General features: G+C 66.6%; 27 protein-coding genes. 16 read left to right on the forward strand and 11 right to left on the reverse strand.

The genetic code is table 11. The features are described from left to right. Positions 1-17 precede the first annotated feature (17 nt). Together L1080_RS06495 and L1080_RS06500 are read right to left on the reverse strand one after the other, a co-directional pair. Positions 18-272, reverse strand: coding sequence for a WhiB family transcriptional regulator (locus L1080_RS06495; protein ID WP_005240099.1), 255 nt, complete (start codon positions 270-272; stop codon positions 18-20). 240 nt (positions 273-512) lie between these two features. Next, positions 513-1,466, reverse strand: a complete 954-nt coding sequence (locus L1080_RS06500; protein ID WP_250764849.1) for a diacylglycerol/lipid kinase family protein — start codon at positions 1,464-1,466, stop codon at positions 513-515. Between the two features lie 75 nt (positions 1,467-1,541). Here L1080_RS06500 and L1080_RS06505 point away from each other — a divergent pair, with 75 nt between their 5' ends. Then, entirely contained in the window at positions 1,542-1,955 is a 414-nt protein-coding gene (locus tag L1080_RS06505; RefSeq protein ID WP_250764846.1) for a hypothetical protein, read from the forward strand. Between the two features lie 4 nt (positions 1,956-1,959). Here the strand turns inward: L1080_RS06505 and L1080_RS06510 are convergent, their stop codons facing one another. Together L1080_RS06510 and L1080_RS06515 are read right to left on the reverse strand one after the other, a co-directional pair. Then, positions 1,960-2,439: a GNAT family N-acetyltransferase gene (locus L1080_RS06510; RefSeq protein ID WP_159925907.1), complete on the reverse strand. Its 480-nt coding sequence runs from the start codon at positions 2,437-2,439 to the stop codon at positions 1,960-1,962. Beyond that, complete coding sequence (locus L1080_RS06515) at positions 2,436-3,050, reverse strand: acid phosphatase (protein WP_250764841.1); 615 nt, start codon at positions 3,048-3,050, stop codon at positions 2,436-2,438. Before L1080_RS06515 ends, L1080_RS06510 begins: the two co-directional genes overlap by 4 nt. 69 nt (positions 3,051-3,119) lie before the next feature. Between L1080_RS06515 and L1080_RS06520 the strand changes: the two genes are divergently transcribed. Next, positions 3,120-3,917 carry a ParA family protein gene (locus L1080_RS06520; protein ID WP_159925909.1) on the forward strand — a complete coding sequence of 266 codons (798 nt, stop codon included), beginning with the start codon at positions 3,120-3,122 and terminating at the stop codon, positions 3,915-3,917. Here the strand turns inward: L1080_RS06520 and L1080_RS06525 are convergent. After that, a complete protein-coding gene (locus L1080_RS06525) occupies positions 3,889-4,719 on the reverse strand; it encodes an SDR family oxidoreductase (protein ID WP_250764839.1) in 831 nt (276 codons plus the stop codon). The genes L1080_RS06520 and L1080_RS06525 overlap by 29 nt on opposite strands. A gap of 7 nt (positions 4,720-4,726) precedes the next feature. After that, the gene (locus tag L1080_RS06530; protein ID WP_159925913.1) at positions 4,727-5,545 is read right to left on the reverse strand and encodes an NAD(P)H-dependent oxidoreductase; all 819 of its coding nucleotides are present in this window, start codon (positions 5,543-5,545) and stop codon (positions 4,727-4,729) included. Between the two features lie 100 nt (positions 5,546-5,645). Here L1080_RS06530 and L1080_RS06535 point away from each other — a divergent pair, with 100 nt between their 5' ends. Both L1080_RS06535 and L1080_RS06540 read left to right on the forward strand, forming a co-directional pair. Further along, positions 5,646-6,602, forward strand: a complete 957-nt coding sequence (locus tag L1080_RS06535; protein ID WP_250764822.1) for a GlxA family transcriptional regulator — start codon at positions 5,646-5,648, stop codon at positions 6,600-6,602. A 94-nt stretch (positions 6,603-6,696) separates the two neighbouring features. Next, complete coding sequence (locus L1080_RS06540) at positions 6,697-7,083, forward strand: VOC family protein (protein WP_159927574.1); 387 nt, start codon at positions 6,697-6,699, stop codon at positions 7,081-7,083. Here the strand turns inward: L1080_RS06540 and L1080_RS06545 are convergent. After that, positions 7,075-8,289 carry an Rv3212 family protein gene (locus tag L1080_RS06545; RefSeq protein WP_250764820.1) on the reverse strand — a complete coding sequence of 405 codons (1,215 nt, stop codon included), beginning with the start codon at positions 8,287-8,289 and terminating at the stop codon, positions 7,075-7,077. The genes L1080_RS06540 and L1080_RS06545 overlap by 9 nt on opposite strands. 9 nt (positions 8,290-8,298) lie before the next feature. Beyond that, complete coding sequence (locus L1080_RS06550) at positions 8,299-9,891, reverse strand: DEAD/DEAH box helicase (RefSeq protein ID WP_250764817.1); 1,593 nt, start codon at positions 9,889-9,891, stop codon at positions 8,299-8,301. A gap of 324 nt (positions 9,892-10,215) precedes the next feature. Here L1080_RS06550 and L1080_RS06555 point away from each other — a divergent pair, with 324 nt between their 5' ends. Both L1080_RS06555 and L1080_RS06560 read left to right on the forward strand, forming a co-directional pair. Then, positions 10,216-10,896: a ferritin-like fold-containing protein gene (locus L1080_RS06555; protein ID WP_159925921.1), complete on the forward strand. Its 681-nt coding sequence runs from the start codon at positions 10,216-10,218 to the stop codon at positions 10,894-10,896. 120 nt (positions 10,897-11,016) lie between these two features. Continuing rightward, the gene (locus L1080_RS06560) at positions 11,017-11,247 is read left to right on the forward strand and encodes a DUF3107 domain-containing protein (RefSeq protein ID WP_109331225.1); all 231 of its coding nucleotides are present in this window, start codon (positions 11,017-11,019) and stop codon (positions 11,245-11,247) included. A 63-nt stretch (positions 11,248-11,310) separates the two neighbouring features. Here L1080_RS06560 and L1080_RS06565 read toward each other — a convergent pair whose 3' ends face one another. Further along, positions 11,311-11,982, reverse strand: a complete 672-nt coding sequence (locus tag L1080_RS06565) for a TetR/AcrR family transcriptional regulator (protein ID WP_109331224.1) — start codon at positions 11,980-11,982, stop codon at positions 11,311-11,313. A gap of 81 nt (positions 11,983-12,063) precedes the next feature. Here L1080_RS06565 and L1080_RS06570 point away from each other — a divergent pair, with 81 nt between their 5' ends. The 4 genes from L1080_RS06570 (at position 12,064) to L1080_RS06585 (ending at position 15,630) form a co-directional block, all read left to right on the forward strand. Continuing rightward, positions 12,064-12,240: a hypothetical protein gene (locus tag L1080_RS06570; RefSeq protein ID WP_250764812.1), complete on the forward strand. Its 177-nt coding sequence runs from the start codon at positions 12,064-12,066 to the stop codon at positions 12,238-12,240. 90 nt (positions 12,241-12,330) lie between these two features. Then, a complete protein-coding gene (locus tag L1080_RS06575; protein WP_284707320.1) occupies positions 12,331-13,344 on the forward strand; it encodes a DUF3152 domain-containing protein in 1,014 nt (337 codons plus the stop codon). A 162-nt stretch (positions 13,345-13,506) separates the two neighbouring features. Further along, positions 13,507-14,709, forward strand: a complete 1,203-nt coding sequence (gene moeZ, locus L1080_RS06580) for an adenylyltransferase/sulfurtransferase MoeZ (protein WP_250764804.1) — start codon at positions 13,507-13,509, stop codon at positions 14,707-14,709. Between the two features lie 66 nt (positions 14,710-14,775). Next, entirely contained in the window at positions 14,776-15,630 is an 855-nt protein-coding gene (locus L1080_RS06585) for a TIGR02569 family protein (RefSeq protein WP_109331219.1), read from the forward strand. 24 nt (positions 15,631-15,654) lie between these two features. Here L1080_RS06585 and L1080_RS06590 read toward each other — a convergent pair whose 3' ends face one another. Then, positions 15,655-16,320 carry a FadR/GntR family transcriptional regulator gene (locus tag L1080_RS06590; RefSeq protein ID WP_250764802.1) on the reverse strand — a complete coding sequence of 222 codons (666 nt, stop codon included), beginning with the start codon at positions 16,318-16,320 and terminating at the stop codon, positions 15,655-15,657. An 11-nt stretch (positions 16,321-16,331) separates the two neighbouring features. Here L1080_RS06590 and L1080_RS06595 point away from each other — a divergent pair, with 11 nt between their 5' ends. From L1080_RS06595 to L1080_RS06620, 6 genes are all read left to right on the forward strand, one after another. Further along, positions 16,332-17,615 (forward strand): CynX/NimT family MFS transporter, encoded by a 1,284-nt coding sequence (locus L1080_RS06595; RefSeq protein ID WP_250764801.1) that lies wholly within the window; start codon positions 16,332-16,334, stop codon positions 17,613-17,615. 89 nt (positions 17,616-17,704) lie between these two features. Next, positions 17,705-19,111, forward strand: a complete 1,407-nt coding sequence (locus L1080_RS06600; RefSeq protein WP_250764799.1) for a nitrate/nitrite transporter — start codon at positions 17,705-17,707, stop codon at positions 19,109-19,111. Between the two features lie 54 nt (positions 19,112-19,165). Next, positions 19,166-21,676 carry a nitrite reductase large subunit NirB gene (gene nirB, locus L1080_RS06605; protein WP_159925935.1) on the forward strand — a complete coding sequence of 837 codons (2,511 nt, stop codon included), beginning with the start codon at positions 19,166-19,168 and terminating at the stop codon, positions 21,674-21,676. A gap of 81 nt (positions 21,677-21,757) precedes the next feature. Next, a complete protein-coding gene (nirD, locus tag L1080_RS06610; RefSeq protein ID WP_109331215.1) occupies positions 21,758-22,213 on the forward strand; it encodes a nitrite reductase small subunit NirD in 456 nt (151 codons plus the stop codon). Next, complete coding sequence (locus L1080_RS06615; protein ID WP_159925937.1) at positions 22,210-23,367, forward strand: uroporphyrinogen-III synthase; 1,158 nt, start codon at positions 22,210-22,212, stop codon at positions 23,365-23,367. The genes nirD and L1080_RS06615 overlap by 4 nt, the downstream gene beginning before the upstream one ends. Further along, a complete protein-coding gene (locus tag L1080_RS06620) occupies positions 23,364-24,068 on the forward strand; it encodes a sirohydrochlorin chelatase (RefSeq protein WP_250764796.1) in 705 nt (234 codons plus the stop codon). The genes L1080_RS06615 and L1080_RS06620 overlap by 4 nt, the downstream gene beginning before the upstream one ends. A gap of 4 nt (positions 24,069-24,072) precedes the next feature. Here the strand turns inward: L1080_RS06620 and L1080_RS06625 are convergent, their stop codons facing one another. After that, positions 24,073-25,821 carry an NTP transferase domain-containing protein gene (locus L1080_RS06625; RefSeq protein WP_250764794.1) on the reverse strand — a complete coding sequence of 583 codons (1,749 nt, stop codon included), beginning with the start codon at positions 25,819-25,821 and terminating at the stop codon, positions 24,073-24,075. Positions 25,822-25,841: the final 20 nt, after the last annotated feature.

The following is a 25,841-nucleotide window of genomic DNA, read 5'->3' on the forward strand; positions in this document are numbered from 1 at the left end:
TCTTCCTCGAAGTACTTCTAAACGGTCGTGCGGGCCCGCGTGCGCGCGTTACGGCGCTTGAGTGCGCGTCGCTCGTCTTCGCTCATGCCGCCCCAGACACCGGCGTCCTGGCCCGACTCGAGAGCCCAGGACAGGCATTCGGCGGTGACCGGGCAGCGGTTGCAGACAACCTTGGCATCGGCGATCTGCGCGAGAGCCGGACCGCTGTTGCCTACGGGAAAGAACAACTCGGGGTCTTCGTCGCGACAGATTGCCTTGTGGCGCCAGTCCATCCTTCTGCTCCTTAACTGGGTGCGTAATGCACCGTTTTGTCTTGGTGAGTTCATCTGTGCGTAGAGAATGTTTCCGCACTGTTGCTTGTGAATGCTTTCACGAACTGGCGGGATGTCAATAGAAATCCGCCGCACCGTGGGGGAACTCACTTTCTAAGGTCACCCTATGAGGCGCGCCGTCCTTTGTACCCCATGGCAGCCCGGCCCGCGAGGTGGAAAACCCAATTTCTCGAGGTCTGCTCAGGATTTGGGCGCAACCACGTCCAGGGCCTCCGGCACCGACACGAACTCCACGTCGTTGCACAGGCCGATGTAATCGCCGTCCATCTGCAGTCCGATCGGCCGGGACGCCGAGATCCGCACCGACGGCACGTCGTCGACCCTGATGAGCTTCTTCGCGCGCGGACTGGCACCGGGGGTCAACAACTGGCGGGCGACACGAAGTGTGGTGACGATCGACGTGGAGGTCATCGCGAAGAGGCCGAGCCCACTGTCGTAGTTCGTGTCCGGGTTGGTGTGGACCTCCCGTTTGTTCAGATACGTCCACGGACTGGCATTCGACACGAATGCGTAGTGGACGCCCTCGACCCGTTCCTGCCCGGGAACGTGCACCGTGAGCGTCGGCTCGGCGTTCTTCGACCGGAAGAAGACCCGGACCGCTGCCCGCACGTACTGGGCGGGCGTGGCCGGTCGGCCGTTCTTGCGGTGGGCGTCCACGGCCTCACAGACCGCGGCGTCCCACCCGAGACCCGCGTTGAACGCAAACCAGCGATTGTCGCAGTGGGCCAGACCGATCCTGCGCAGCTCGCCGCGCGCCAGCAGGTCGATGAGCTGGTTGGTGGCATCCACAGGATCGGCGGCGATGCCGAGTGACCGGGCGAACACGTTCGCCGAACCTCCGGGTACGACGGCGATCGGCGGAACCAGTCCCACCGACTCGACTCGTGTCGACCCCGGCGGGGGAGTACCCAGGAGGCCGTTCACGACTTCGTTGACGGTGCCGTCGCCGCCGTGGACGATGATCAACCCCATTCCGTCCACACAGGCCTGCTGCGCAAGTTCGGCGGCGTGGCCGCGGTGCGTCGTGTGCGCCACCGTCAATCGCACTCTGCTCGACAGTGCATGGGCGAGGAGGTCGCGCCCGGCGGGGGTCGTCGAGGTGGCATTCGGATTGACGATCAGCAGCGCGCGCACAGGGACCAAGACTAGTGGGGCGTGGTGTGTCACCGTCCCGAGCCTGCCGGCGTCTCGGTGTTCTAGGCTTGCCGCGTGCCGAAGCCGCCTCTCAGCCAGTCCACACCCGCAACGGTCCGCTCCGCGGGTGCACTGGTGTCGCTCGAGGGTGCCGTCGCCGTCGGGGTGGCCGTCGTGCTGGTCGTGCGTGGGCTGCTCGGCCACGATCAGAGTGTGAGCAGCGGCTATGGAACCGCGGCATGGTTCGCCATCCTCGGTGGCGCAGTGCTCGCCGCGGGCGTGGCGTTGATCTTCGGCAGGCGCTGGGGTCGGGCCATCGCGATCGTCGCGCAGTTGCTCCTGCTCCCGGTGGCGTGGTCGCTTCTCACCGATTCACACCAGCCCGTGTTCGGTGTCCTGCTCGGGGTCGTGGTGATCGGTGCTCTCGGCTGCCTGTTCAGCAGCCCCACGTCGAAGTGGATGGCCGCCGAATACGGTCAGAACGAATGACAGCTCAGCTCACCTCGGATGCCAGCTTTCCCAGCGGGTCCCCGGTGAGCCGGTAGGTGGTCCACTCGTCCTGAGGATGAGCGTCGAGCGATTCGTAGAACTCGATCGACGGAGTATTCCAATTGATCACCGACCACGACAGTCGCGTGTAGCCGTTGTCGATGCACTCCTTGGCGAGTGTGGCGAGCAGCGCTTTGCCGTGCCCGGCACCTCGTTCGGAAGGGCTGACGAACAGGTCCTCGAGGTAGATACCGTGGGTGCCGTCCCACGTGGAGAAGTTGCGGAACCAGACTGCGATACCGACCACGCGCCCGTCGTCGCTCTCGGCGACGTGCGCAAAGGTGGACGGCTGCGGTCCGAAGAGCGCGTCCTGCATTTGCTCTGCCGTGACGGTGCACGCGTCGCGCGCCTTCTGGTGTTCGGCGAGCTCGTAGATCATGGCCGTGATGGCAGAGACGTCCTCGGGTCGTGCGCGTCTGATCATCGGGAACCTTCCTCGATCGTCACGTTGTGAGTGACCAGTTGTTGTGCGCCGTGCTCGAAACCCAGTATCGAGTAGGCGCCGGGCGACAGTGCGAATCGGCGGCCCTCGCTGACCGGCAGATCCGCCCACCGCGCGATGAGGGCGCGAGAGAAGTGGCCGTGCCCGACGAGGATCACGTCGCGGTCGGGAAGCTGCGAATGGGCAACCGAGAGGACGAGATCGCACCGGGCATGAATCTGCTCCGCCTGTTCTCCGCGCGGACAGGGATGAGTCCACACCGTCCAGTCGGGCACCTTCGTGCGTATGTCCGGCGTCGTCAGACCCTCGTAGGCGCCGTAGTCCCATTCGACGAGCGCGTCCCACGTGCGGTGGATCTTCAGTCCCGCGAGCTGAGCGGTGTCCTGGGCGCGGCGGCGGGGGCTGACAATCACGAGTGGATTGCGCAGTCGCAGAGCGTCGAGTGCGGTGCCCAGCGTCCGGGCCTGCCGTTCGCCCACGTCGGTGAGCGGGATATCCGTGCGACCTGTGTGTTTACCGGAACGCGCCCATTCTGTCTCGCCGTGCCGGAGGAGGACGATCCGACGTTCTGACGGCGAATCACTCGGTGGCATTGATCCATCATGTCAGTCGAATCGCGTGTAAGGCTCGCCTCGAGGGGCGAAGTAGGACAGGATCGAGCCGTGACAACGGTTCTTGCAGTGGCAAATCAGAAGGGTGGGGTCGCCAAGACCACCACCGTCGCTTCTCTGGGTGCGGCGCTCGTTGCGCTGGGCAACAAAGTTTTGGTGGTCGATCTCGATCCGCAGGGATGTCTGACCTTCTCCCTGGGCCACAATCCTGACCGTCTCGAGGCCTCGGTCCATGAGGTGCTGACCGGCGATCTTGCTGCGAAGGATGCCGTGATCCCCACCGAGGACGGTGTCGATCTGCTTCCTGCCACGATCGACCTGGCCGGTGCGGAAGCGTTGCTCCTGATGCGGCCCGGCCGCGAGTTCGCCCTCAAGCGCGCTCTGGCATCGCTTCTGGACGACTACGACACCGTCATCATCGACTGCCCGCCGTCGCTCGGGGTGCTCACGCTCAACGGTCTCACCGCTTCACAATCGGTGCTGGTCCCGCTGCAATGTGAAACGCTCGCCCATCGCGGTGTGGGCCAGCTGCTGCGGACGGTCCGGGAGGTCCAGCAGATCACCAACCCCGACCTCGTGCTGCTCGGTGCGCTGCCCACGCTCTACGACGCCCGGACGACGCACAGTCGCGACGTACTGTCCGATGTGTCCGACAGATACGATCTGCCGGTCCTGTCGCCGCCGATTCCGCGGACCGTCCGGTTCGCGGAGGCGACGGCGTCCGGCGCCACCGTTTTGGCAGGGCGCAAGAACAAGGGTGCGCAGGCCTATCGTGACCTGGCGGACAACCTGGCGAAGCACTGGGCCGGATCCGAGCTGGTCACGTTCTCGACTGGAAGTGCCGAGTAAGGTCCTCAGGGGTCGGGTTCCAGGCCGCGGGCCAATCCTGTTGCCGGAGTAGTGCATCGGTGCCGCCGTCGGCGAAAACGACACTTCCGCAGAGTAGTGTGGAGCCCGGTCCCACCAGGAACTCGACCACGGCTGCGATCTCCTCGGGCCGACCGCGGCGTCCCAGTGGTACGGGGTAGAAATCCAGGGCTTTCGCCAGCTCGGGGTCGAGGTCGGGTCCGTTCGTCATCGGTGTGTCGATCATCCCGGGTGCAACCGTGTTGAGGCGGATTTTCCGCCCGACCCATTCGGCGCGGACGGCTTCGCGCCGGACCCACCAGGCCAGCGCCAGCTTGGACGCCGGGTATGCCGGAATGGCGGTGGCCTCGTCCCCGAGTTCCAGGGCTCTGGCCTCGTCGCCATCGAGGCATGCGGCTACGAGGTGTTCCGGGATGCCCGGTTGGGTGGTAGTGCTGCTCGACGAGATCAGGACCACCGACGCACCCTCGGCCCGCTCGAGCGCCGGCCGCAGTCCGGTGGCGAGGTCGACAGCGCCGAAGTAGTTGACAGCGACGAGTGTCCCGCCGGGAGCGTGGGAGAGCGGTCCGAGTCCCGCACAGCACACGAGCCCGTGCACGACTCCTTCGCTGACCTCGGTTACTGCCGCCACCGCCGCAGACCGGCCTTCCGGGGTCGACAGGTCGGCGACGACGTCGGTGTTCGCGAGGTCGACACCGATGACGGTGTGACCGGCAGAGGTGAGTAGCTGACCGGTGGCGGCGCCGATGCCTGACGCGGCGCCCGTGATCACGTAGGTTGCCATTGAAGAATTAGAACACGTTACAGGTCTGGCGAGGGTGGGAGTTCTGCTCGGATCGTGTCACTTCGCCATAGTGAGCCCGGAATCCCGTGGTTCCGGGAGAGCGATCGGCGCGCAACACGAATCGGGAGTCGTAGTCGCCACCGTTCTGGGAGCGGAAGGCAATCGGTCGGTTCGTGAACAAGCCGGCGAGATGTCGCTCGAGACGCGCCGCTACCTGGCCGAATTGCTCCTCGGCGAGCCGGTCGGCACTGTCGACGAGGAACGGTGGCATCACCGACATGCCCGTGTACCAGAAGATCCCGTGCTGGATAGGGAACAACAATTCGTCCATTGCTCCGTTGATGCCACGCGGCCCGACACTGTCCGCGCTACCGCCGAAGCTCACCACCGTCAGGGCCCGCTTGCCGGCAAGCATTCCATCGCCGTATCGCCGCGTCGAACCGTCCGCCCCTCGCACTCCGTAGCCGTACCCCTCCACGAAGACCCGATCGAACCATCCCTTGAGGATGGCCGGCATCCCGTACCACCAGAGCGGGAACTGAACGACGAGTGCGTCGGCCCAGTCCAGTTTGCGCTGCTCGGCGAGAATGTCGGCGGCCAGTGTCCCCTGCTCGAGCGCCTGGCGTGAGCGCTGCCCGATATGGAGGCGTCGATCGTGCTCGTGGCGGAAGTCTGCTGCCGTCACCACGGGATTCCAGTCCATCGCGTAGAGATCGGACGACCGGACCTCGTGCCCGTCGACCGTCAGGGTTCGAAGCGCCACCTTCCGCAGCGCGGCGTTCAGCGACCTGGGTTCGGGATGAGCGGATACCCACAAAATTCTCATCAGCACCCCTTCGTGTCGGGTTCCTCGTCTTTGTCGAGTGTTCACCGGACGCGAGCGCACCAACAGTGGCCGGGCAGCCACTATGTGAAAGAATCGGGCCATGGCTCACCGTGTCGTCGTATTCGTGCGCGATGGTGTCCTCCCGATCGAATTCGGGATCGTCCACCGACTGTTCGGTGAGGCGAGGACGGCGGAGGGTGAGCGGCTGTACGAGGTCCGGACCTGCGCGCTCGCCCCCGGAAACATCCGTACCGACACCGACGTCACGCTCTCGGTGACACACGGACCCGAACTGCTCGATACCGCCGACACCGTGGTCGTCCCGGCGTCGGAGCAGGATTACGATCCTCCCGAGGACGGGAAACTGCCACGTCCGCTGGCCGACGTGTTCGCGCGAATCCGTCCCGGCACCCGTGTCGCGTCGATTTGCACGGGATCGTTCGTTCTCGCGGCCGCCGGCCTGCTGCACAACCGCCGCGCGACCACGCACTGGAAATCGGCCGACGCGTTCCGACGGCTCTATCCCGACGTCGATCTCGACCCCGGGGTGCTCTATACCCACGACGGCGAGGTGCTCACCGCGGCGGGTGTGGCTTCGGGAATCGATCTGTGTCTCTACATGATTCGGTGCGACCACGGGGCGTCGACAGCGAACGAGGTGGCCAGGGGCACCGTGGTGCCGCCGCATCGGAGCGGGGGTCAAGCCCAGTTCATCACCGAACCCGTTCCGGAGACCGGCACCACCTCGACTTCGGCTGCGCGGGCCTGGGCGTTGTCCCGGCTCGACCAACCAGTGTCCCTGCGCGAACTCGCTGCGCAGGAGTCGATGAGCGTGCGCACGTTCACGCGGAAATTCCGCAGGGAAACAGGCATGTCTCCGACCCGGTGGCTCGTCGAGCAGCGCATCAACCGCGCCCGGGAATTGCTGGAGAACACCGACCTGCCGGTCGACGAGGTCGCGGACGCATCAGGTTTCGGCACCGCCACCTCCCTGCGGCAGCATCTGGGCCGCACGCTCGGGGTGTCCCCAACTGCCTACCGTGCCACCTTCCGCTGACCGGACGCGTCGTGTGTGTGCTCATTCGTCCAAGCCCCTGGGGTTCGGCCACGTTACCGTCGCAGGCATGACGCCACCGAGCACGATCCCGAAGATGCGGGCGCAACCGCTCGTCTCCGTAGCCGACGTCGAACGGGCCGCCGACTGGTATTGCCACGTCCTCGGAGCGGTGAGCGGCCACGGGGGATGCGAGTACGAGCAACTTCTCGTCGACGGAGTTCTGATCCTGCAATTGCACAGGATCGACCTCGGCCACCATCACGGCGCGCTGTGTGACCCGGCGCTGCCGAGGGGTAACGGGGTGGCGATCTGGTTCGAGGCCGGTGACTTCGACGATGTGCTGACACGAATACGGGATTCGGATGCCGACGTCGTCACCGACGTTCACTTCAATCCCAATGCGGGCCACCGGGAAATCTGGTTGCGTGACCTCGACGGCTACCTTGTTGTGATCGCGGAATCCTCCACCCCGTCAGCGTAGGACGGTGATCCGGTCGCCACGTTGCTCGATGACGAGGTCGCCCGCCACAGCGGTGGTGATCGGTCCCGTACCGGGATCGCGTTCGACCGGAATGGTTCTCAGCCGTGCACCCGTCGACAGGTCGAGAACGGCGATCCCGTCGTCGACCGGGACGAGGAGGCTGCCCGCCATGACGGCCCCGGGACCCAGGGCGCCGGGAAAGCTCCACCGTGGCACAAGATCGGCGGCGCCCAAAGTCACGGCATCGGAACCCGTCCACCACGTGATGACGGAACTGCTTGCCGCAGTGACCGAATCGGGCCCGACTGCAGTGGTGAGAGAGTACTCGGAGACTGCGTTGCCGGTGCCGTCGAACAGACCGATCCGCGGACCGGTGGACATCCCGCCGGGTAGATAAACGGCAATGGTTTCACCGGACACGCCGAGAACCCGAGCACCCTCGACCCCTGCCTCGACGCCGGCGAGGACGCTGGACCCGTACTCTTCAGGCTCTTGATTGTCCTTCGGTGACGGGTTCATGACGGTCAGTCGGTCGCCCTCCTCGCCGGGGCAACGCTCGAGCACGGCGAGCCGGCTACTGCTGGAACCGGCGTCGAGCAACGTACATCCGCTGCGAGGCTGTTTACCGGGGTTGACGGGTGCGCCGACGTGGCCGTATTCGACGGTGCGCACCAAATCGGAGCGCCACAGCTCGAGGCGGCTGTTCCCACGCGCGGTGACATAGGTTCCATCCGCCGACAACATCACCTCGGGGTCGGCATCACTGGAACGCTGCGCTACCCGGGCACCGGTGCCGCCGTCGAGTTCCGTCACCTGAGAGCACCCTCGCTCGTCGCGGTAGACCGCCACGACTTTGTCCCACGAGGCGGTCACACCGCACAGCTCACGATCCCGGGAGTACCGCCACAGCTCGTCACCGGACGTACGGTCACGTCCGACGACGTCACCACCGTCCGCGGTCACCACGGCGCCGGCGACGACGAGAGGTGCAGTGGTGACGGCGCTCGACGCTTCCCACAGCGGATCGAGAGTCTCGGGCACGGCCAGAGCCGTGACGAGTGCAGAGGGCGGCTCGGCCGCCGTCACCGAAGTGGTGCCCCGGGCGTCGCTACGGAACCACACGACGACCAGGGCGACCGTCACGATCAGTGCGATTCCGGCCGCGACGGCGAGATCGGCGCGCGAGCGCCGCTCAGGTGCGAGCACGGTAGTAATTTACTCCGCGTTCGTCGTGGCGCCGACCTTCGAGGTCCGGCGGCGACGACGACGGCGCGGCGTGGATGCACCGTCACCCTCGGTGTCGCCGGAAGCAGCGGATTCGGGGGCCGTCGTCTCGGCTGAGACCGACTTGGGGCCGACGCTGTCGGCAGGATGCCCACCCCGTGTGCGGCGCCGGGTACGGGTGCGAGTCGGGCGAGGAGCCCGCTCGGTGCTGTCGCCGTCCTCGACGGGCGCGGGCTTCTCGGCTTTCGCCACCGGAGCCGCCTTCACCGAGCCGGTCGCCTCCGCCGGGATCGACAGCTCTTCGTACAGGTGGGGTGAGCTGGAGTAGGTCTCGACGGGGTCGGGAATGTCGAGGCCCAGGGCTTTGTCGATGAGCTGCCACCGCGGAATGTCGTCCCAGTCCACCAGGGTGACCGCGATGCCGGTGCGGCCCGCCCGGCCGGTGCGGCCGATCCGGTGGACGTACGTCTTCTCGTCCTCCGGGCACTGGTAGTTGATGACGTGGGTGACGTCGTCGATGTCGATACCGCGGGCGGCGACATCGGTGGCGACGAGGACATCGATCTTGCCCGTGCGGAACGCCTTCAGCGCCTTCTCACGAGCGACCTGATTGAGGTCGCCGTGGACGGAGCCCACGGAAAAACCGCGCTCGGCGAGGTCGTCGGCGACCTTCTGGGCGGTGCGCTTGGTGCGGGTGAAGATCATCGTCGCGCCGCGGCCGTCAGCCTGGAGCACGCGGGCCACCATCTCCGCCTTGTCGAGCGCGTGCGCCCGGTAGATGTGCTGGCTGGTCCGGTCGTGCACCGCAGAGTCGTCGGCCTGCTCGGCGCGGATGTGCGTCGGCTGGGTGAGGAACGTGCGGGCCAGCGTGATGATCGGGCCCGGCATGGTCGCCGAGAACAGCATCGTCTGACGCTTGTCCGGCACCATCCCGAGGATGCGCTCGATGTCGGGCAGGAAGCCCAGGTCGAGCATCTCGTCGGCCTCGTCGAGAACGAGGACCTCGACCTTGCCCAGGATCAGATGACCCTGGTTGGCGAGGTCGAGCAGGCGGCCCGGGGTGCCCACGACGACGTCGGCGCCCTTCTGGAGCGTCGCAATCTGCGTTTCGTAAGGGCGGCCACCGTAGATGGCGAGGACCTCGAGCTTGTTCTTCTCGCCCTTCAGGTACTTCGCCGCGTTGTCGAGGTCCTTGGTGACCTGGATACACAGCTCGCGGGTCGGCACGATGACCAGTGCCCGGGGGGTGCCGTCGAGCTTGGCCGTTCCGGTGGTGCCACTGGAGATGCGGTGGAGCAGCGGGACACCGAAACCGAAGGTCTTTCCCATGCCCGTGCGGGCCTGACCGATCAGGTCGTCGCCTGCGAGGGCGAGCGGCAGGGTCAGTTCCTGGATGGCGAACGTGCGCTCGATGCCCTGCTCGTCGAGAGCCCGGACGATTTCGTCACGGACACCGAGTTCAGCGAAGGTGGGAGCAACGTGAGTGGAGTCGAGTTGCGCAGACAGCGTGGTCTCGGTCGCGTCGTCTTCATGGTCGACAGTGATCTTGCTCAGGGGACTAGCCTTCCTCGTAGCTGCACGCACGCACGAGGTAAGGGCCAGGCCGCTGTTCGGCCCGATTTCCCAGTCGACGCTTGTCGAGGTCCTCTTCCGAGTGATCCTGCCTCTGCCTCAGCGCGGAAATTCGCAAAATTTCGGCGAGGCGCGGCTGGGACCGTCGATCAGGTGCGCGCACATTATCGGTGGAGAACCGCTGATCACATCGTGAACGCGATCATTGCCGGACCGGCGTTCGATGGTGACGAACGTGGCGACGAGCGGCTATCCACCATCATTGTAGCCGGACAACGCCCGCTCGCCGGTTGCTCATGGGGAATGTCACTCCCCGACGCACTAGGCTGGGGCGCCATGGAGCCCAACACCCCTGCCTCGTCGAACTCGACCATTCCCGCTGATCATCCCGGTGTCAGCGAACTCTTCGCGGTCCTTGCATACGGCGAGATCTCCGCCTTCTACCGCTTGTCCGAGGACGCGCAGATGGCGCGAACCCTCGAGGGCAAGGTCGCGCTCGCCAGCATGGCAGCCGCCGAGATGGGCCATTTCGAAATGCTCGAGCACGCGTTGACCGCGCGCGGATTCGACATCTACGAAGCCATGGACCCGTTCGTGCGCGCGTTGGACAACTACCACGCCTCGACGACGCCCTCCACCTGGCTCGAGGCGCTCGTCAAGGCCTATGTCGGTGACGGAATCGCCGCCGACTTCTACCGCGAAATCGGCCATTCCCTGCCCGCCGAGGCGGCCGGAACGGTCGAAGAAGTGCTGTCGCAGACGGGCCACTCGGAGTTCGTCGTGCACGAGGTGCAGCGGGCGATCGCCGCCAGCAACCGGGACAAGGACCGCCTCATGCTGTGGGGCCGGCGTCTGCTCGGTGAAGCGATCACGCAGGCGCAGTTCGTGTTGGCGCAGCGCGAGGCGCTGACCGATCTCGTGATCTCCGCGTCGGGAGACCTCAATGGTGTCGTCGCCCTGTTCGACCGCATGCAGAAGATGCACGCCGAGCGCATGGCGGTGCTCGGTCTCGTGTGACATCGCCCGTGCGGGCGGCCTGTTCGCTCAGGGCACAGCGCACCTGCGCGCCCCGGCGGGGCCGACTGCATTAGCCTGGCCAGGACAGCTGATGTTTCTCGGAGAGTTCGGAGGTTGACCGTGGAGGTCAAGATCGGTGTAATCGACAGCCCACGTGAGCTCATCGTCAGCAGCGAGCAGACCCCGGACGAGGTCGAGACATTGGTCTCGGGCGCCCTCGGTGGCGGTGACGGGATCCTGTCCCTGCAGGACGACAAGGGACGCAAGTTCCTCATCCAGGCGGCGAAGATTGCGTACGTGGAGATCGGTCCGTCGGATATCCGCAAGGTCGGGTTCGCCCCCACTGCGTGACGGTGTACGAGAAAGGGCCCGCAGCCGTAACCGGCTGCGGGCCCTTTCTCGTACACCGAGGTTCTAGCGCTGCTCAGGATGCAGCGGCACGCGGGACAGACCACCCCACGCCAGGGTGACGGTGGTGTCGACCGCTTCTTCCTTGGGAATGGGACGCGCCGCTTCGAGCCAGTAGCGCGCCGTGAACTGACTTGCGCCGACCAATCCCACGGCCAGGATGCGGGCGCGATAGGGATCGAGACCGGAGTCGTGACTGACGAGGTCGAAGACGGCGTCGACGCACGCCTCGGTGGCCTGCTCGACACGGCTCTGAACCTGAGGTTCTCCCATCAGGTCCGACTCGAACACCAACCGGAAGCCCTGCGAATCGTTGTCGACGAAGTCGAAGAACGCCTGGACCGCCGCACGGACGCGCTGCTTGTTGTCGGTGGTCGATCGCAATGCCTGACGGACACCCGAGATCAGGCTGTCGACATAGCTCTGCAAAACGGCGACATACAACTCGAGCTTGCCGGGAAAGTGCTGGTAGAGGACGGGCTTGCTCACACCGGCGCACTCCGCGATCTCGTCCATACCGGCAGCGTGGTACCCGCGCGTGACGAAGACCTCGCTGGCTGCAGCGAGTAGCTGCAGTCGCCGGGCGTCGCGGGGGAGACGCGTACTGCGCCGCGGCCCGTTACCCTTTCCGGTGGTGGCGTCGCGATCGGAGTTCGTCCGATCTGCGAGTTCAGTCATAGCGCTTTCCAATCTGCACAAGTATTCCGCGTCACATTCTGTGTAACTGTGTGAACGATACCCGCGCGTAGGAATCCGTTCATGGTGGACTCACAGGTCGATGTCCGACTGCAATATTGCCTGACCGGTAACTGCCCGGATCCCCGCTTGCGGCCATACCAGCTGGCACGGGTTGCCGCAGTGTTGCGGGTGGTCCGGGGCGGACACGCCGAAGAGGACATCGGTGGACGGCTGGGACGAGCTGATGCCGGACTGTGAGATTCTGGCGTCGTGACTGACCGAGGAGGACCGCGCGTGCGCGGCAGGGCTCCCGAGAGCTCCGATCACGGGGAGTGGCAATCGCGCAGCCTGAATCAGCGTGCCGCCGCACCCGGTGCCTCTCGGTCCACTTCCCGGGCGCAATCCCATCAACCTCTCCGTGCGCAGTGGGATCCGATCACCGGGGACGTCACCAAACCCCGGACCCCGCGGCCGGAACGGCAGGTTCGGAAACAGAGCAGGGTGGGCCGATTCGTCTCCACCTATGGGTGGCGCGCCTATGCGATACCGATCCTGTTCGTGGTCACGATCTTCGTCGTGGTCGACGCGGTGCGCGGCACTGGCGCCGGAGACTCGGCAGCGAGCACCGACAGTCCCGGATTCGGGACGCTGTCCCGGGACACGGACGGCTCGAGCGTCATCGGAGTGCCTCCCGAGGCGGATGGAAACTTCGCGGCGGATCTGCCGTCCGGAGCGTTGCCGGAAGGCGGCCCGTTCACCACTGCGGGGGCCCGCACGTGGCGGGTGGTGCCCGGCTCGGGTCCCAAGGTCGGACAGGGTACCGAGCGGGAGTTCACCTACTCCGTCGAAATCGAGGACGGTGTCGACACCTCGGGATTCGGGGGCGACGAATCATTCGGGCGCATGGTCGACCAGACCCTGTCCAACCCGAAGAGCTGGACCAAGGACCCACGGTTCGCGTTCCGGCGGGTAGACCAGGGCGACCCCGACTTCCGCGTGTCCCTGACCTCCCAAATGACCATCAGGGAGGCCTGCGGATACGACATCCAGCTCGAGGTGTCCTGCTACAACCCCGGGATCGACCGCGTCCTCCTCAACGAACCCCGCTGGGTGCGCGGAGCCATCGCCTTCCAAGGCGACATCGGTTCGTATCGGCAGTATCAGATCAACCACGAGGTCGGTCATGCCATCGGCTACCAGGATCACCAACCCTGCGAAACGGAGGGCGGTCTCGCCCCGGTGATGATGCAGCAGTCGTTCGGCACCTCCAACAACGACATCGCCGAACTCGACCCCGAAGGCATAGTGCCCAAGAATGGCCTGACGTGCCATTTCAATCCTTGGCCGTTCCCGCGTGGCTGAGTTGAGCCCATGTGTCCCGCCGGCGTGGCGGGGGGAAGAATGGGGGTTGCCGGGGTGTTGACAGTGACATCGTCGAGGAGTCGACATTGAGGACACCGTCGAGGTGTCCTCAAGGCGCCTCGACGGAGTCGGAAGCCGTTGTGCAATCGTCAGGAGTGGATCGTGTCGCTTGACCGTTCTGGAAAAACCCCGCAGCCACTGCCACCGCTCGTGGAGCCGGACGCCGAACTCTCGCGTGACGAGGTGGCTCGCTACAGCAGGCACCTGATCATCCCCGACGTCGGCATGGCGGGGCAGAAGCGGCTGAAGAATGCCAAGGTCCTCGTCATCGGCGCGGGCGGCCTGGGCTCGCCGGCGTTGCTCTATCTCGCCGCGGCAGGTGTCGGAACCCTCGGGATCGTGGAGTTCGACGAGGTCGACATGTCCAATCTGCAACGTCAGGTCATCCACGGCCGCTCGGACGTGGGCAGGCCGAAGGCGGAAAGCGCCCGCGAGTCCATCAAGGAAATCAACGAACACGTCGACGTCCGGTTGCACGAGTTCCGGCTCGAACCCGACAACGCCGTGGAGCTGTTCGGTCAGTACGACCTGATCCTCGACGGTACCGACAACTTCGCCACCCGCTACCTGGTCAACGATGCCGCGGTCCTGGCGCACAAGCCGTACGTGTGGGGTTCCATCTACCGTTTCGAGGGACAGGCGTCGCTGTTCTGGGAGGACGCACCGGATGGGCGCGGACTCAATTACCGCGACTTGTACCCGGAGGCGCCGCCACCCGGAATGGTCCCGTCGTGCGCCGAAGGGGGAGTGCTGGGGGTGCTGTGCGCCTCGATCGGGTCGATCATGGCCACCGAGGCGGTGAAGCTGATCACCGGAATCGGTGAATCGCTGCTCGGCAGGCTCATGGTCTACGACGCGCTCGACATGACGTATCGCACCATCACCCTTCGCCGTGACCCGGCACGCACGCCGATCACCGAACTGATCGACTACGACGCCTTCTGTGGCGTCGTCTCCGACGAGGGTCAGGCGGCAGCGGCAGGGTCGACCATCACTGCGACGGAGCTGCGGGACCTTCTCGATGCGGGGAAGGACATTCAGATCGTCGATGTGCGCGAACCCGTCGAATGGGACATCGTCCATCTGCCCGGCGCGGTGCTGATCCCGAAGGACCGCATCCTGTCGGGGGAGGCTCTCGCCGAGCTGCCGCAGAACAAGCCGATCGTGCTGCACTGCAAGACCGGGGTGCGTTCGGCCGAAGCGCTGGCCGCCCTCAAGAAGGCGGGCTTCTCCGACGCGACACATCTACAGGGCGGAGTCATCGCGTGGGCCAGGCAGGTGGACACCAGCCTGCCTGTCTACTGACTTCGGCGGCACCTGGTCAGCGCGCCTTCCGGGGTCGCCGGGTCACCCGGCGGTAGCGTTGACATCGTGAGCACAGGACAACCCCCTCAGCACGTGTGCTCCACGTTCGGCCTCCGGGAAGTCGAGCCCATTCCACTCGGTGCGGACTGGGACGGCGGGTGGCTCTGTGGAGACGTAGTCCTCTCAGCCGTCGCCGACCACGCCCGTGCCGCCTGGTCGGCCAAGGTCCGGGAAACCCTCGAAGTGGACGGGGTGCGGCTCGCTCGTCCGGTGCGTTCCACCGACGGCCGGTACGTGGTGTCGGGGTGGCGTGCGGACACGTTCATCGAGGGCACGCCCGAACCCCGGCACGACGAGGTGGTGTCGATGTCGGGACGGCTGCACGCCGCGACGTCCCAGTTGGAGCGTCCCCGATTCCTGGTGCAGCCTCCCGTCGCCCCGTGGGCGGAGGTCGACGTCTTCGTGGCGGCCGATCGGGCCGCGTGGGAGAAGATTCCCCTGCGCGGCGCGAAGGGTGCCGAGCAACTCGAAACGCCGTCGCCGGACGGGCGCAAGAGCCTGGAACTGATCACCGGGCTGGCGACTCTGCGTAAACCCGTGATCAGCCCCGATCAGCTCGTGCACGGGGATCTGTTCGGCACCGTGCTGTTCTCGGGTGCCCTGGCACCCGGCATCACCGACATCACCCCGTACTGGCGGCCCGCGGCGTGGGCGGCCGCGGTGGCCGTCGTGGACGCCATCTCCTGGGGTGGGGCGGACGAGGCCCTGATCGGACGTTGGGAAGACCTTCCCGAGTGGCCGCAGATGCTGTTGCGTGCCGTTCTGTTCCGTCTTGCCGTCCATGTGCTGCATCCCCGATCCACGGCCGAAGCCTTCCCCGGACTCGCCCGTACCGCCGACGTGGTGCGGCTGCTGCTCTGAGTGGACGTGCCGAAGGAGGCCCGGCTAGTCGAGAAGTTCGGCGAAGAGGTCCCGCGCGGCGAGCGATGCGCGATGCTCGTCTCCGTCGATGACGGCCCGCACGAGGCGTTCGTGCTCCTTGTGTAATCCCTCACCGGTGGCGTGCACGTGCTGATCCACGGTGTGCTCGATAGCGGGGAGCAGCGAGTCGTAGAACTCCAGGTACACCGCGTTGTGACTGGCTTCCACGATCGCGCGGTGCAGGGCGACATCGGCTGTGATCGCGGCATCCGTCGCGGATTCCTCCCACAGGCGTCGGCGTTCGCGCTGCAGATCCTCGAGGCGGGCGACGTCCTCGGGCGTGCGCCGCCGGGCGGCGAGCGTGGCGGCGGTCACGTCGAGGGCCTGGCGTAGTTCCAGGACGTCGCGCTCGTGGGCCCCGGCGAAGTACTTTCCGAGCGTTCCGCCGACATCGGAGGTGGCGACGACGTAGGTCCCCGACCCCTGCCTCCGTTCGAGCAGCCCGGTATGGACCAGCGCCTGGACGGCTTCCCGGACGGTGTTGCGTCCCGTTCCGGTCAGTTCCGACAACGCCGTCTCGGTCGGAATCTTCTCGCCGACCGCCCAGCGTCCGCTGCAGATCTCTTCCCGCAACTGCTCGGTGACCTGCGAGATGAGGCTCGCACGCCGAATCGGTTTTCCAAAGGTCATCCGGTCATCCTATGATTTCTCAGGTGAAACTTCTGCGCGGTCGCCTACTCGTCTTCAGCGCGATCGCCATGTCTGCGCTCGTCCTCAGGTTGGCGGTCACGTCGTTCAGCCCTCTCGCGTCTCAGATTCGTGAGGACATCGGCTTCTCACCCACCGTCGTCGGAGTGTTCGGGATGGTGCCGACGGCGATGTTCGCGCTGTTCGGCCTGACCACCCCGCTCGCCGCCAAGCGGTGGGGGCTGGAACGGACGGCGCTCGTGGCAATGCTGATGGCCGGGGTCGGAATGCTCACCCGGGCGCTGGTGAACGACACGTGGTCGTTGCTGGCGCTGTCGGCGCTCGCGCTCGCGGGGATGGGTATCGGCAATGTTGTCATCCCCCCGCTCGTCAAGCGCTATTTCTCCGACTCCCTGGCGGCGATGAGTTCGGTGTATATCGTCGGCGTGCAGATCGGGACCATCGTCCCGGCCTTCGTTGCAGTCCCCCTCGCGGAGGCTTTCGGCTGGCGTACTTCGATCGGTGTGTGGGCCGTGCTCGGTTTCGCGGCAGCACTTCCGTGGACCGTGGTGCTGGCGCGGGCGCGTCGCCGGGCAGCCTCCACGCCGGCGGGAGCGGCTGTCGGTGTTCCCCCGGGAACGCCACACGGCAAGGCGTGGCGATCACCCGTCGGCTGGGGGATGGCGGGAATGTTCGGGATGACGTCGATGATCACGTATTCGATGTTCACCTGGATTCCGGACGTCCTCGCCGATGCCGGTGCGAGCGAGGCGTTCGGTGGCGCGATGGTGGGTCTCTTCTCCTTCATGGGGCTCGTGTCCGCGTTCGGTGCTCCTACTCTGTGCGCACGAATGCGTAATCCCTTCCCGGTGGTGATCGGCTGCGCGCTCTGTTACCTCGTGGCCTTCTCCGGCCTGCTGTTCGCGCCGATGGCGGCCCCGGTCCTGTGGGTGGTGCTGCTCGGGCTCGGGCCCAGTACCTTCCCGATGTCGCTGACGCTCATCAATCTGCGCACCCGCACACACCTCGGCTCGGCGACGTTGTCGGGTTTCACGCAGGGTGTGGGGTACGCCGTCGCGTGTCTCGGTCCGCTACTGTTCGGCGTGTTCCACGATTCCACCGACGGCTGGGCGCTGTCGTTCGGATTCTTGACCGTCGCGGTAGTGATCCTCGTCATAGCGGGAGCTCAGGCCTGTAAGCCGCGGATGCTCGAGGACAGCTGGAACGGCGTTTCGGACGCTCGTCGACACGCTGCGGAAACGTCCACGAAACCTCACATCGACTCCGTCGGGAAGTGAGGATCAGTTGACGTTGCGGTCACCGACCGCAGCACCGCCGCAACACCCGTTTTCTACCTTTGGGTCTCCCACACAACGAGGAGGCCCGGGTGAAGCATTACATCGAGCACTGGGACGCAGAAGACGTCGACGCCTGGGAGGCGGGCAACAAGAACATTGCCAAGCGGAACCTGATCTGGTCGGTCGTCGCCGAACACGTCGGCTTCTCCGTCTGGTCGATCTGGTCGGTCATGGTTCTCTTCATGCCCACCGATATCTACGGCATCGACGCAGCGGGCAAGTTCTTCCTCGTCGCCGTTCCCACTTTGGTCGGCTCGGTGCTCCGGATTCCCTACACCGTGGCGACGGCCCGCTTCGGCGGCCGTAACTGGACCATCTTCAGTGCCCTGGTGTTGCTGATCCCGACGCTGTTCACCCTGTACCTGATGATGAACCCCGGGGCCTCGTACACGACGTTCATGCTCGTGGCCGCGCTCGCCGGAGTCGGCGGCGGAAACTTCGCTTCGTCGATGACCAACATCAACGCTTTCTACCCGCAGCGGCTCAAGGGCTGGGCCCTCGGCCTCAACGCGGGCGGCGGCAACATCGGTGTCCCGATGATCCAGCTGGTCGGTCTTCTCGTGATCGCCACCGTGGGCAACACGGAACCGTGGATCGTCTGTGCGGTCTACCTGGTGTTCATTGCGGTGGCAGCGGTCGGCGCCGCCCTGTTCATGGACAACCTCGGTAACCAGAAGTCCGATCTCCGCTCGATGGCCAAGGCGCTGAAGTTCTCCGATTCGTGGGTCATCAGCTTCCTCTACATCGGCACCTTCGGATCCTTCATCGGGTTCAGCTTCGCGTTCGGCCAGGTTCTGCAGATCAACTTCCTCGCCGGTGGTGAGACTCCCGCACAGGCTGCACTGCATGCGGCGCAGATCGCCTTCATCGGTCCGCTGCTCGGCTCCATCGCGCGACCGATGGGCGGCAAGCTCGCCGACCGGATCGGTGGCGGGAAGATCACGCTGTACACCTTCGTTGCCATGGCGCTCGCCGCCTCCGTGCTCGTGACCGCCGGCACCATCGACGACGGCACGCCCGGCGCCGCCACGGCAGGAGTGATGGTGGCCTTCGTCTTCGGCTTCATCGCCCTGATCCTGCTGGCAGGAATCGGCAACGGTTCCGTCTACAAGATGATTCCGTCGATCTTCGAGGCCAAGGCGCAGGGCCTCGACGGGCTGAGCCGGGAGGCCAAGGCGGCCTGGTCGCGTGCAATGTCAGGAGCCCTCATCGGTTTCGCGGGCGCTATCGGAGGCCTCGGCGGTGTCGGCATCAACCTGGTGCTGCGCGCCTCCTACGGCGGGTCTGCCAAGTCGGCGACCATGGCGTTCTGGGTGTTCCTCGCCTTCTATGTCGCCTGCATCGCCGTCACCTGGGTCGTCTTCCTGCGCCGCCCGTCCATCGCTCGCGGCATCTCCGTCACCGACGGCGACGAGAAGGTCTCCGTCTCGGCGTGACCAACGAGCAGTTACCGCAAGAACTCGAGTATTTCAGCTAGAAGGAGCGACGGCATGAGCCGCAAGTCAGCAGTAGTTATCGGGCACGGAATGGTCGGGCACCGCTTCGTCGAGGCGCTCCGCGCACGCGACGAGTCGGACGACTGGTCGGTGACGGTGCTCTGCGAGGAGCCCCTCCCCGCGTACGACCGCGTGGGCCTCTCCTCCTATGTGGGTGCGTGGGACCCCAAGGAGCTTGCGCTCGCGGGCAACGACTACCAGGGTGATGCCCTGGTGGACCTCCGGATCGGCCGCAGGGCCGCGTCCATAGATCGTGAGTCGCGCAAGGTCACGACCGATTCGGGGGAGGTCGTCGCCTACGACGCTCTGGTCATGGCGACGGGGTCGTACCCGTTCGTTCCGCCGATCCCGGGCCACGATCGGCCGGAGTGTTTCGTCTACCGCACGCTCGACGACCTCGACGGTATCCGGGCCCGGGCGGAGGCGGCCGGTCCCGGCGCTGTCGGCGTCGTGGTCGGCGGCGGTCTGCTCGGTCTCGAGGCAGCGAATGCACTCAAGCTGCTGGGCATGACCCCGCACGTGGTCGAGTTCGCACCCCGGCTGATGCCGCTCCAGGTCGACGAGGGCGGTGGAGCGCTGCTGGCCAAACTCGTCACCGACCTCGGCGTCACCGTCCACGCGGGTGTCGGTACCGCGGGAATCACCGAAGGCCCCGACGGCATCACTGTCGAACTGTCGGACGGTTCGACCATCGAGGCAGGGCTTCTGGTCTTCTCCGCCGGCGTGCGGCCCCAGGATCAGCTGGCCCGCGACGCGGGGCTCGACGTCGGCGAGCGCGGCGGAATTGTCACCGACCTCGGGTGCCGTACGTCCGACGAGAACATCTATGCGGTCGGGGAGTGCGCCGCGGTGGAGGGCCGCTGCTACGGGCTCGTCGCTCCCGGTTACACCACCGCGGAGATCGTCGCGGACCGCCTCCTCGGAGGCGACGCCGAATTCCCGGGCGCCGATCTGTCGACCAAATTGAAGTTGATGGGTGTGGACGTCGCCAGCTTCGGTGACGCCCTTGCGCAGACCCCCGGCGCGCTCGAGGTCGTCCTCAACGACGCCGCGAAGGGCACGTACGCCAAGCTCGTCGTGTCGGACGACGCCAAAACCCTGCTGGGTGGCATTCTCGTCGGCGATGCGTCCGCGTATGCGTCGCTGCGTCCGCTGGTGGGACGCGAACTGCCGGGTGATCCGGCGTCCCTCATCTCCCCGGCTGGCGAGAAGCCAGGTGCCGGGTCGCTTCCCGACGACGCCGAGGTGTGCTCCTGCAACGGTGTCACGAAGGGCGCGATCTGCGGGGCCATCGCGGAGGGCGCCTGCGACATCGCGCAGGTGAAGAGCTGCACCAACGCCGGAACCACCTGTGGCGGCTGCCTTCCCACCATCAAGCAGTTGCTGGCTTCGTCGGGCGTGGTGATGTCGAAGGCGCTGTGCGAGCACTTCGAGCAGTCGCGTGCCGAACTCTTCGAGATCGTGCAGGCCACCGACACCCGCACCTTCTCCGCGCTGATTTCCAAGTACGGCAAAGGTTCCGGATGTGACATCTGCAAGCCGGTGGTCGCCTCGATCCTCGCGTCCACCGATTCCGATCACATCCTGCACCGCAACCAGGCCGGCCTGCAGGACACCAACGACCACTTCCTGGCGAACATCCAGAAGAACGGCACCTACTCGGTGGTGCCGCGGATGCCCGGCGGCGAGTGCACGCCGGAGCAGCTCATCGTCATCGGCGAGGTGGCCCGCGACTTCGGTCTGTACACCAAGGTCACCGGTGGTCAGCGCATCGACCTCTTCGGTGCCCGCGTCGAGCAGTTGCCTGCCATCTGGAAACGCCTCGTCGACGCCGGCATGGAGTCGGGTCAGGCCTACGGCAAGTCGCTGCGCACCGTGAAGAGCTGTGTCGGGTCCACCTGGTGCCGCTACGGAGTCCAGGACTCCGTGGGCATGGCGGTCGACCTGGAGAACCGCTACCGCGGATTGCGGTCGCCGCACAAGCTCAAGTTCGGTGTTTCGGGTTGTGCCCGCGAATGCGCCGAGGCGCGCGGCAAGGACGTCGGCGTCATCGCCACCGAGAACGGCTGGAACCTGTACGTCGGCGGTAACGGCGGTCAGTCGCCGAAGCACGCGCAGCTGCTGGCAGGTGGACTCGACGACGAGACGCTGGTCCGCTACATCGACCGCTACCTCATGTTCTACATCCGCACTGCGGACCGCCTCCAGCGCACGGCGCCGTGGGTGGATTCCCTGGAGGGCGGGCTCGAGCACCTCAAGGCAGTGGTGTGCGAGGACAGCCTGGGCATCGCGGCCGAGCTCGAAGCAGCGATGGACAAGCACGTCGAGGGATATCGGGACGAATGGGCGGGTGTGCTCGAGGATCCGGAGAAGCTGTCCCGATTCGTGTCGTTCGTCAACGCGCCGGAGGAGGCCGATCCGACCGTCGCCTTCGACGAGACCGGTGTCCGGAAGGTTCCCGTGCTGATGGGAATGCCGAAATTCGCAGCTTCTACCTCGGAGTAATCCCTTCTTAACGCCCAGGAAACACCAGACCCGAAGTATGTACCCCACACGGAAATGCACCAGCCCCAAAGGAGGACTGTGATGACCGTCGTCGACGTGAGCGTGCACAGTGCCAGTGGAAACAGGCGTGAGAGCGTCCAGTCAGGCCGGCTCGAATGGACGTCCGCATGCCCACTCAGCCGATTGATCCCCGGACTCGGCGTGGCAGTCCTGCTGCGCGGCGGTGAGCAGGTGGCGCTGTTTCTTCTCGAGGACGGATCCCTGCGCGCAGTCGGGAACATCGATCCGTACGGGCGCGCAGCGGTGATGTCCCGCGGCCTCGTCGGTGACCGGGCAGGCGAGCCCACCGTGGCGTCGCCGCTGCTCAAGCAGGTGTTCTCGCTGATCGACGGTCGTTGCCTCGATGACGAATCAGTTCGCCTGCCCGTGTACGACGTGCGCGTCTGGGCCGGTGTCGTCCAGATTCACAGCTCACATGGGAATGTCGCGGAAGCACCGGCTGACGACGTGTCCGTGGCGGGGGCTTCGAGTTCGTGAACGAGGGGACACCCCTGTGTGGGTTCACGGTCGGGATCACTGCGTCACGACGTGCCGAAGAGTTCGCGACACTTCTGACGAGGCGCGGCGCCACCGTGGTTCACGCTCCGGCGATCCGGATCATTCCGCTGGCCGATGACACCGAGCTCGAGCGCGTCACGCGCCAGATCATCGACAGTCCGCCCGCCATCGTGGTCGCCACGACGGGAATCGGTTTCCGCGGCTGGATGGAGGCCGCGGAAGGCTGGGGCGAAGCGGAAGAGCTCGGCCGGGCACTGGCAGAGAGCCGACTGCTGGCCCGGGGTCCCAAGGCCAAGGGTGCTATCCGCGCCGCCGACCTGAGGGAGGAGTGGTCCCCGGCGTCGGAGTCGTCGGCGGAAGTACTCGACCACCTCCTCGGTGAGGGCGTCGAAGGCAAACGGATCGCCGTGCAGCTACATGGCGCCACCACCGAATGGGAACCGATCGCCGACTTCTGCGAGGTGCTTCGGTGCGCCGGCGCCGACGTGATCGCCGTGCCGGTCTATCGGTGGACACCGCTCGAAGATCAGGCCCCGATGGACCGGATGATCGATCTCATCGCCAGCGGCGGACTCGACGCGGTGAGCTTCACCAGCGCACCGGCAGTGGCGTCGCTCCTGACGCGAGCCAAGGAAACCGGACTGATCGAGATGGTGCTGCACTCGCTCCGCCATCGCGTGCTCGCCGTGTGTGTGGGACCCGTGACGGCCGGACCGTTGCGTGAGTTGGAGGTCCCGACGACGATGCCGGAACGTTCGCGACTCGGCGCCCTGGCCCGGCACATCGCCGACGAGCTGCCCCGGCGCGCCAACAAGATCCAGACTGCGGGCCATGAACTCAGCATCCGGGGAGGTTGTGTGGTGGTCGACGGTGAGGTCCGGCAGTTGCCGCCCGCAGCGATGTCGTTGATGCGGACACTGGGCGCACGTCCGGGGCGCGTCGTTCCCCGCGAGGAGTTGCTCGCCGCGTTGCCCGGGGGCGGCGGTGACACCCATGCGGTGGAGACGGCTGTGGCTCGGCTCCGCGCGTCCCTGGGAGCACCGAAAGCGGTGCAGACGGTGGTCAAGCGCGGTTATCGCCTGGCGCTCGACCCGGTCGACTGCGTCGATTCTCGTGAGGAGGGCGTTCGATGAACGAGACAGCGCTGGTACTGGTGGCACACGGCACGCGGAGTTCGCGCGGCGTGGAGATGATCGCCACGCTCGCGGATGCCGTCGCCGAGCAGGTCGGTCCGACGCGCGTCGCCTTCGTGGACGTTCTCGGACCGTCGCCGTCCGAGGTACTGCGGGACATCACCGGCCCCGCGGTCGTGGTTCCGGCGTTTCTGGCGTCCGGGTATCACGTCCACACCGACGTTCCCCGGGAAGTCGCGGACAGCGGGCACCCGTCGGTCGCCGTCACGCGGGCACTCGGTCCTGACCCCGTACTCGCCGAGGTGCTCCTGCGGCGTCTCGTCGATGCCGGGTGGCAGCCGGGGGATGCCGTCGTCCTCGCTGCGGCGGGATCGTCCGACCCACGCGCACTCCGTGACGTGCGCCGCGCCGCGGCGATGTTGGCGGAACTCGCGGCGACGCGGGTCCGCATAGGATTCGTGGCGACCGCCGAGCCCCGCGTACCGGCTGTCGTCGCGTCGCTTCGCGCGCAGGGTGAGAAGCGGGTGTTCATCGCCTCCTACCTCCTCGCGCACGGACTCTTCCACGCCCGACTCGGTGACGCAGGCGCGGATGGTGTCGCGGAGCCGTTGGGAGTCGATCCGGCCATCGTCGGGTTGGTGTCCGAGCGCTACCGCAGTGGCATACCTGCCGCTCAGCACACCCTGTCGTTCCAGCGCTGACCCGTCAGCGCGGCAGCGGCACCAGCTCTGCCAGATCCCCGTCGGCTGCGCCCGCCGGGACCAACGCCAACGCTTCGCGGTCGATGATGCCCGCGAGATGCGCGGTCCGGATTCCGGGGTCGACCCGCCACATGCCGTCGGGTTGCGGGACGGCGGGCAGGATCCGGGTGGCGTCGCCACTGACCTCGGATGCATTCGCGATACGCGCCAGCTGACGTGGCGCCGGGGTGCGACCCGTGAGTGCGGCCACGATGGACGGAACAGTGATGAGCAACGTCACCACCGCCGCGTACGGATTTCCGGGCAGCCCGAGCACCACCCGTCCGTCCGGCAACAGGGCGGTCACCTGCGAACCACCGGGGCGGCACTGCACCCTCCCCACCACGATCCGGGCTTCCGCCCGGTCGAGTGCCGCACGCAACTGGTCCGCCGCGCCGCCACCGGTCGCCCCCACGATCACGATCAGATCGGGCTGGCGGACCTCCCGGAACAATTCGTCGAAGCTGTCGGACGTGTCCCGCAGGTGCGTGTCCGCGACCGTCCGGATGCCACACCACGAGAGGAACTGGGGAAGAACGGGTCCCAGAGCGTCCCGCGTCTGCCCTCGTCGCAGCGGACCTTCCCGCCGGATCTCGTCTCCGGTCACCGCCACGTGCGCGCGGACGGGGCCGCGTACCCCCGCAGTGGTCACCTCCGCGCTCGCGGCTGCGGAGACGAGTGCCGGCGTGACGGCCGTGCCCTCCACCGCGAGCCGGTAGCCCTCGTGCCAGTCCTCGCCGCGCCGCCGCGCGTCGTCGCGCACGGGGGCGTCCTGACTGCGGGACAGTTTCGGTCCGTCGGAAGTGTTTGTCACCACGGCGAATTCGTCGCGCACGACGGCGGTGGCGCCGCTGGGGAGGTGCGCGCCCGTCGCAATCCGGGCCGCCTCGCCGTCCGCCAGTTCGAGTTCCTCGGAGCTTCCCGCATACCGGATGTCGTCGCGCAGCACCCACGGACCGTCGCCCGCAACGGCGTATCCGTCCATGGCGGAGACGGCGATGCGCGGCAGAGCTTCGGCGGCAAGGAGCGGCTCGGCGAGTGTGGCGCCGAGCGACGTGCCGAGCGCCGCGGATCGCGGCGGAAGTGGGGGAACCGCCTCGAGGATCGCGCGCCTGGCCTCGGCGATCGAGACCGGCGACGCAGCGGCCCGGCCGCGGGCCCGCTCGACGTCCTCTGGTGTGTCGCAGTCGGTGACGCCGCGGAAGAGGACCGTGTCGAACGTTTCGGGAACGAGCGCCTTCATGGGCTGATTGACCGCCGACCCGAGCGAGCGCACACGGTCGGTCAACGCGCCGACGCGCCACGCGGACAACAGGAACTGCAAGCGGCCCGACTCGTCGACCGCGAACACGGTGTCGGCGTCCTGCACGGCGGCGGCGAGAGCCTCCACCATCGTGGGTTCCGCGAACGGCAGGTCCGACGCGAGCAGAATCACCCGGTCTCCCGGTTCGGCGTCGAGCACCGCCAGTCCGGCGGCCACCCCCGCCACCGGCCCGGCGCCCGGCGGCGTCTCCTGCGTTTGGAGCACCGTCGAATCGAGGTCGGAGCGCCGGGGTCCCACGACGACGATGCGCGCACAGTCGTCGACGGCGTCGAGAGCGGTGTCGAGCATCCGGCGTCCGCCGACCACCACGGCAGGCTTGTCGACGCCGCCCATACGAGTGGCTCGTCCACCGGCGAGGACGATCGCGTGAACGGGTGCGGCAGGGTTCATTCCTTCATGCTGCCGCACAC

The sequence above is a fragment of the Rhodococcus sp. MSC1_016 genome, from assembly GCF_023667485.2.
Classification (GTDB): domain Bacteria; phylum Actinomycetota; class Actinomycetes; order Mycobacteriales; family Mycobacteriaceae; genus Rhodococcus_F; species Rhodococcus_F oxybenzonivorans.

What these genes read in the sequence shown, in the direction of transcription:
- L1080_RS06495 (WP_005240099.1), bottom strand. Translation starts at nt 272, where the DNA reads ATGGACTGGCGCCACAAGGCAATCTGTCGCGACGAAGACCCCGAGTTG.
- L1080_RS06510 (WP_159925907.1), bottom strand. Translation starts at nt 2,439, where the DNA reads ATGATCAGACGCGCACGACCCGAGGACGTCTCTGCCATCACGGCCATG.
- L1080_RS06515 (WP_250764841.1), bottom strand. Translation starts at nt 3,050, where the DNA reads ATGCCACCGAGTGATTCGCCGTCAGAACGTCGGATCGTCCTCCTCCGG.
- L1080_RS06525 (WP_250764839.1), bottom strand. Translation starts at nt 4,719, where the DNA reads ATGGCAACCTACGTGATCACGGGCGCCGCGTCAGGCATCGGCGCCGCC.
- L1080_RS06530 (WP_159925913.1), bottom strand. Translation starts at nt 5,545, where the DNA reads ATGAGAATTTTGTGGGTATCCGCTCATCCCGAACCCAGGTCGCTGAAC.
- L1080_RS06535 (WP_250764822.1), top strand. Translation starts at nt 5,646, where the DNA reads ATGGCTCACCGTGTCGTCGTATTCGTGCGCGATGGTGTCCTCCCGATC.
- L1080_RS06540 (WP_159927574.1), top strand. Translation starts at nt 6,697, where the DNA reads ATGCGGGCGCAACCGCTCGTCTCCGTAGCCGACGTCGAACGGGCCGCC.
- L1080_RS06555 (WP_159925921.1), top strand. Translation starts at nt 10,216, where the DNA reads ATGGAGCCCAACACCCCTGCCTCGTCGAACTCGACCATTCCCGCTGAT.
- L1080_RS06565 (WP_109331224.1), bottom strand. Translation starts at nt 11,982, where the DNA reads ATGACTGAACTCGCAGATCGGACGAACTCCGATCGCGACGCCACCACC.
- L1080_RS06570 (WP_250764812.1), top strand. Translation starts at nt 12,064, where the DNA reads ATGGTGGACTCACAGGTCGATGTCCGACTGCAATATTGCCTGACCGGT.
- L1080_RS06590 (WP_250764802.1), bottom strand. Translation starts at nt 16,320, where the DNA reads ATGACCTTTGGAAAACCGATTCGGCGTGCGAGCCTCATCTCGCAGGTC.
- L1080_RS06595 (WP_250764801.1), top strand. Translation starts at nt 16,332, where the DNA reads ATGATTTCTCAGGTGAAACTTCTGCGCGGTCGCCTACTCGTCTTCAGC.
- nirB (WP_159925935.1), top strand. Translation starts at nt 19,166, where the DNA reads ATGAGCCGCAAGTCAGCAGTAGTTATCGGGCACGGAATGGTCGGGCAC.
- nirD (WP_109331215.1), top strand. Translation starts at nt 21,758, where the DNA reads ATGACCGTCGTCGACGTGAGCGTGCACAGTGCCAGTGGAAACAGGCGT.
- L1080_RS06620 (WP_250764796.1), top strand. Translation starts at nt 23,364, where the DNA reads ATGAACGAGACAGCGCTGGTACTGGTGGCACACGGCACGCGGAGTTCG.
- L1080_RS06625 (WP_250764794.1), bottom strand. Translation starts at nt 25,821, where the DNA reads ATGAACCCTGCCGCACCCGTTCACGCGATCGTCCTCGCCGGTGGACGA.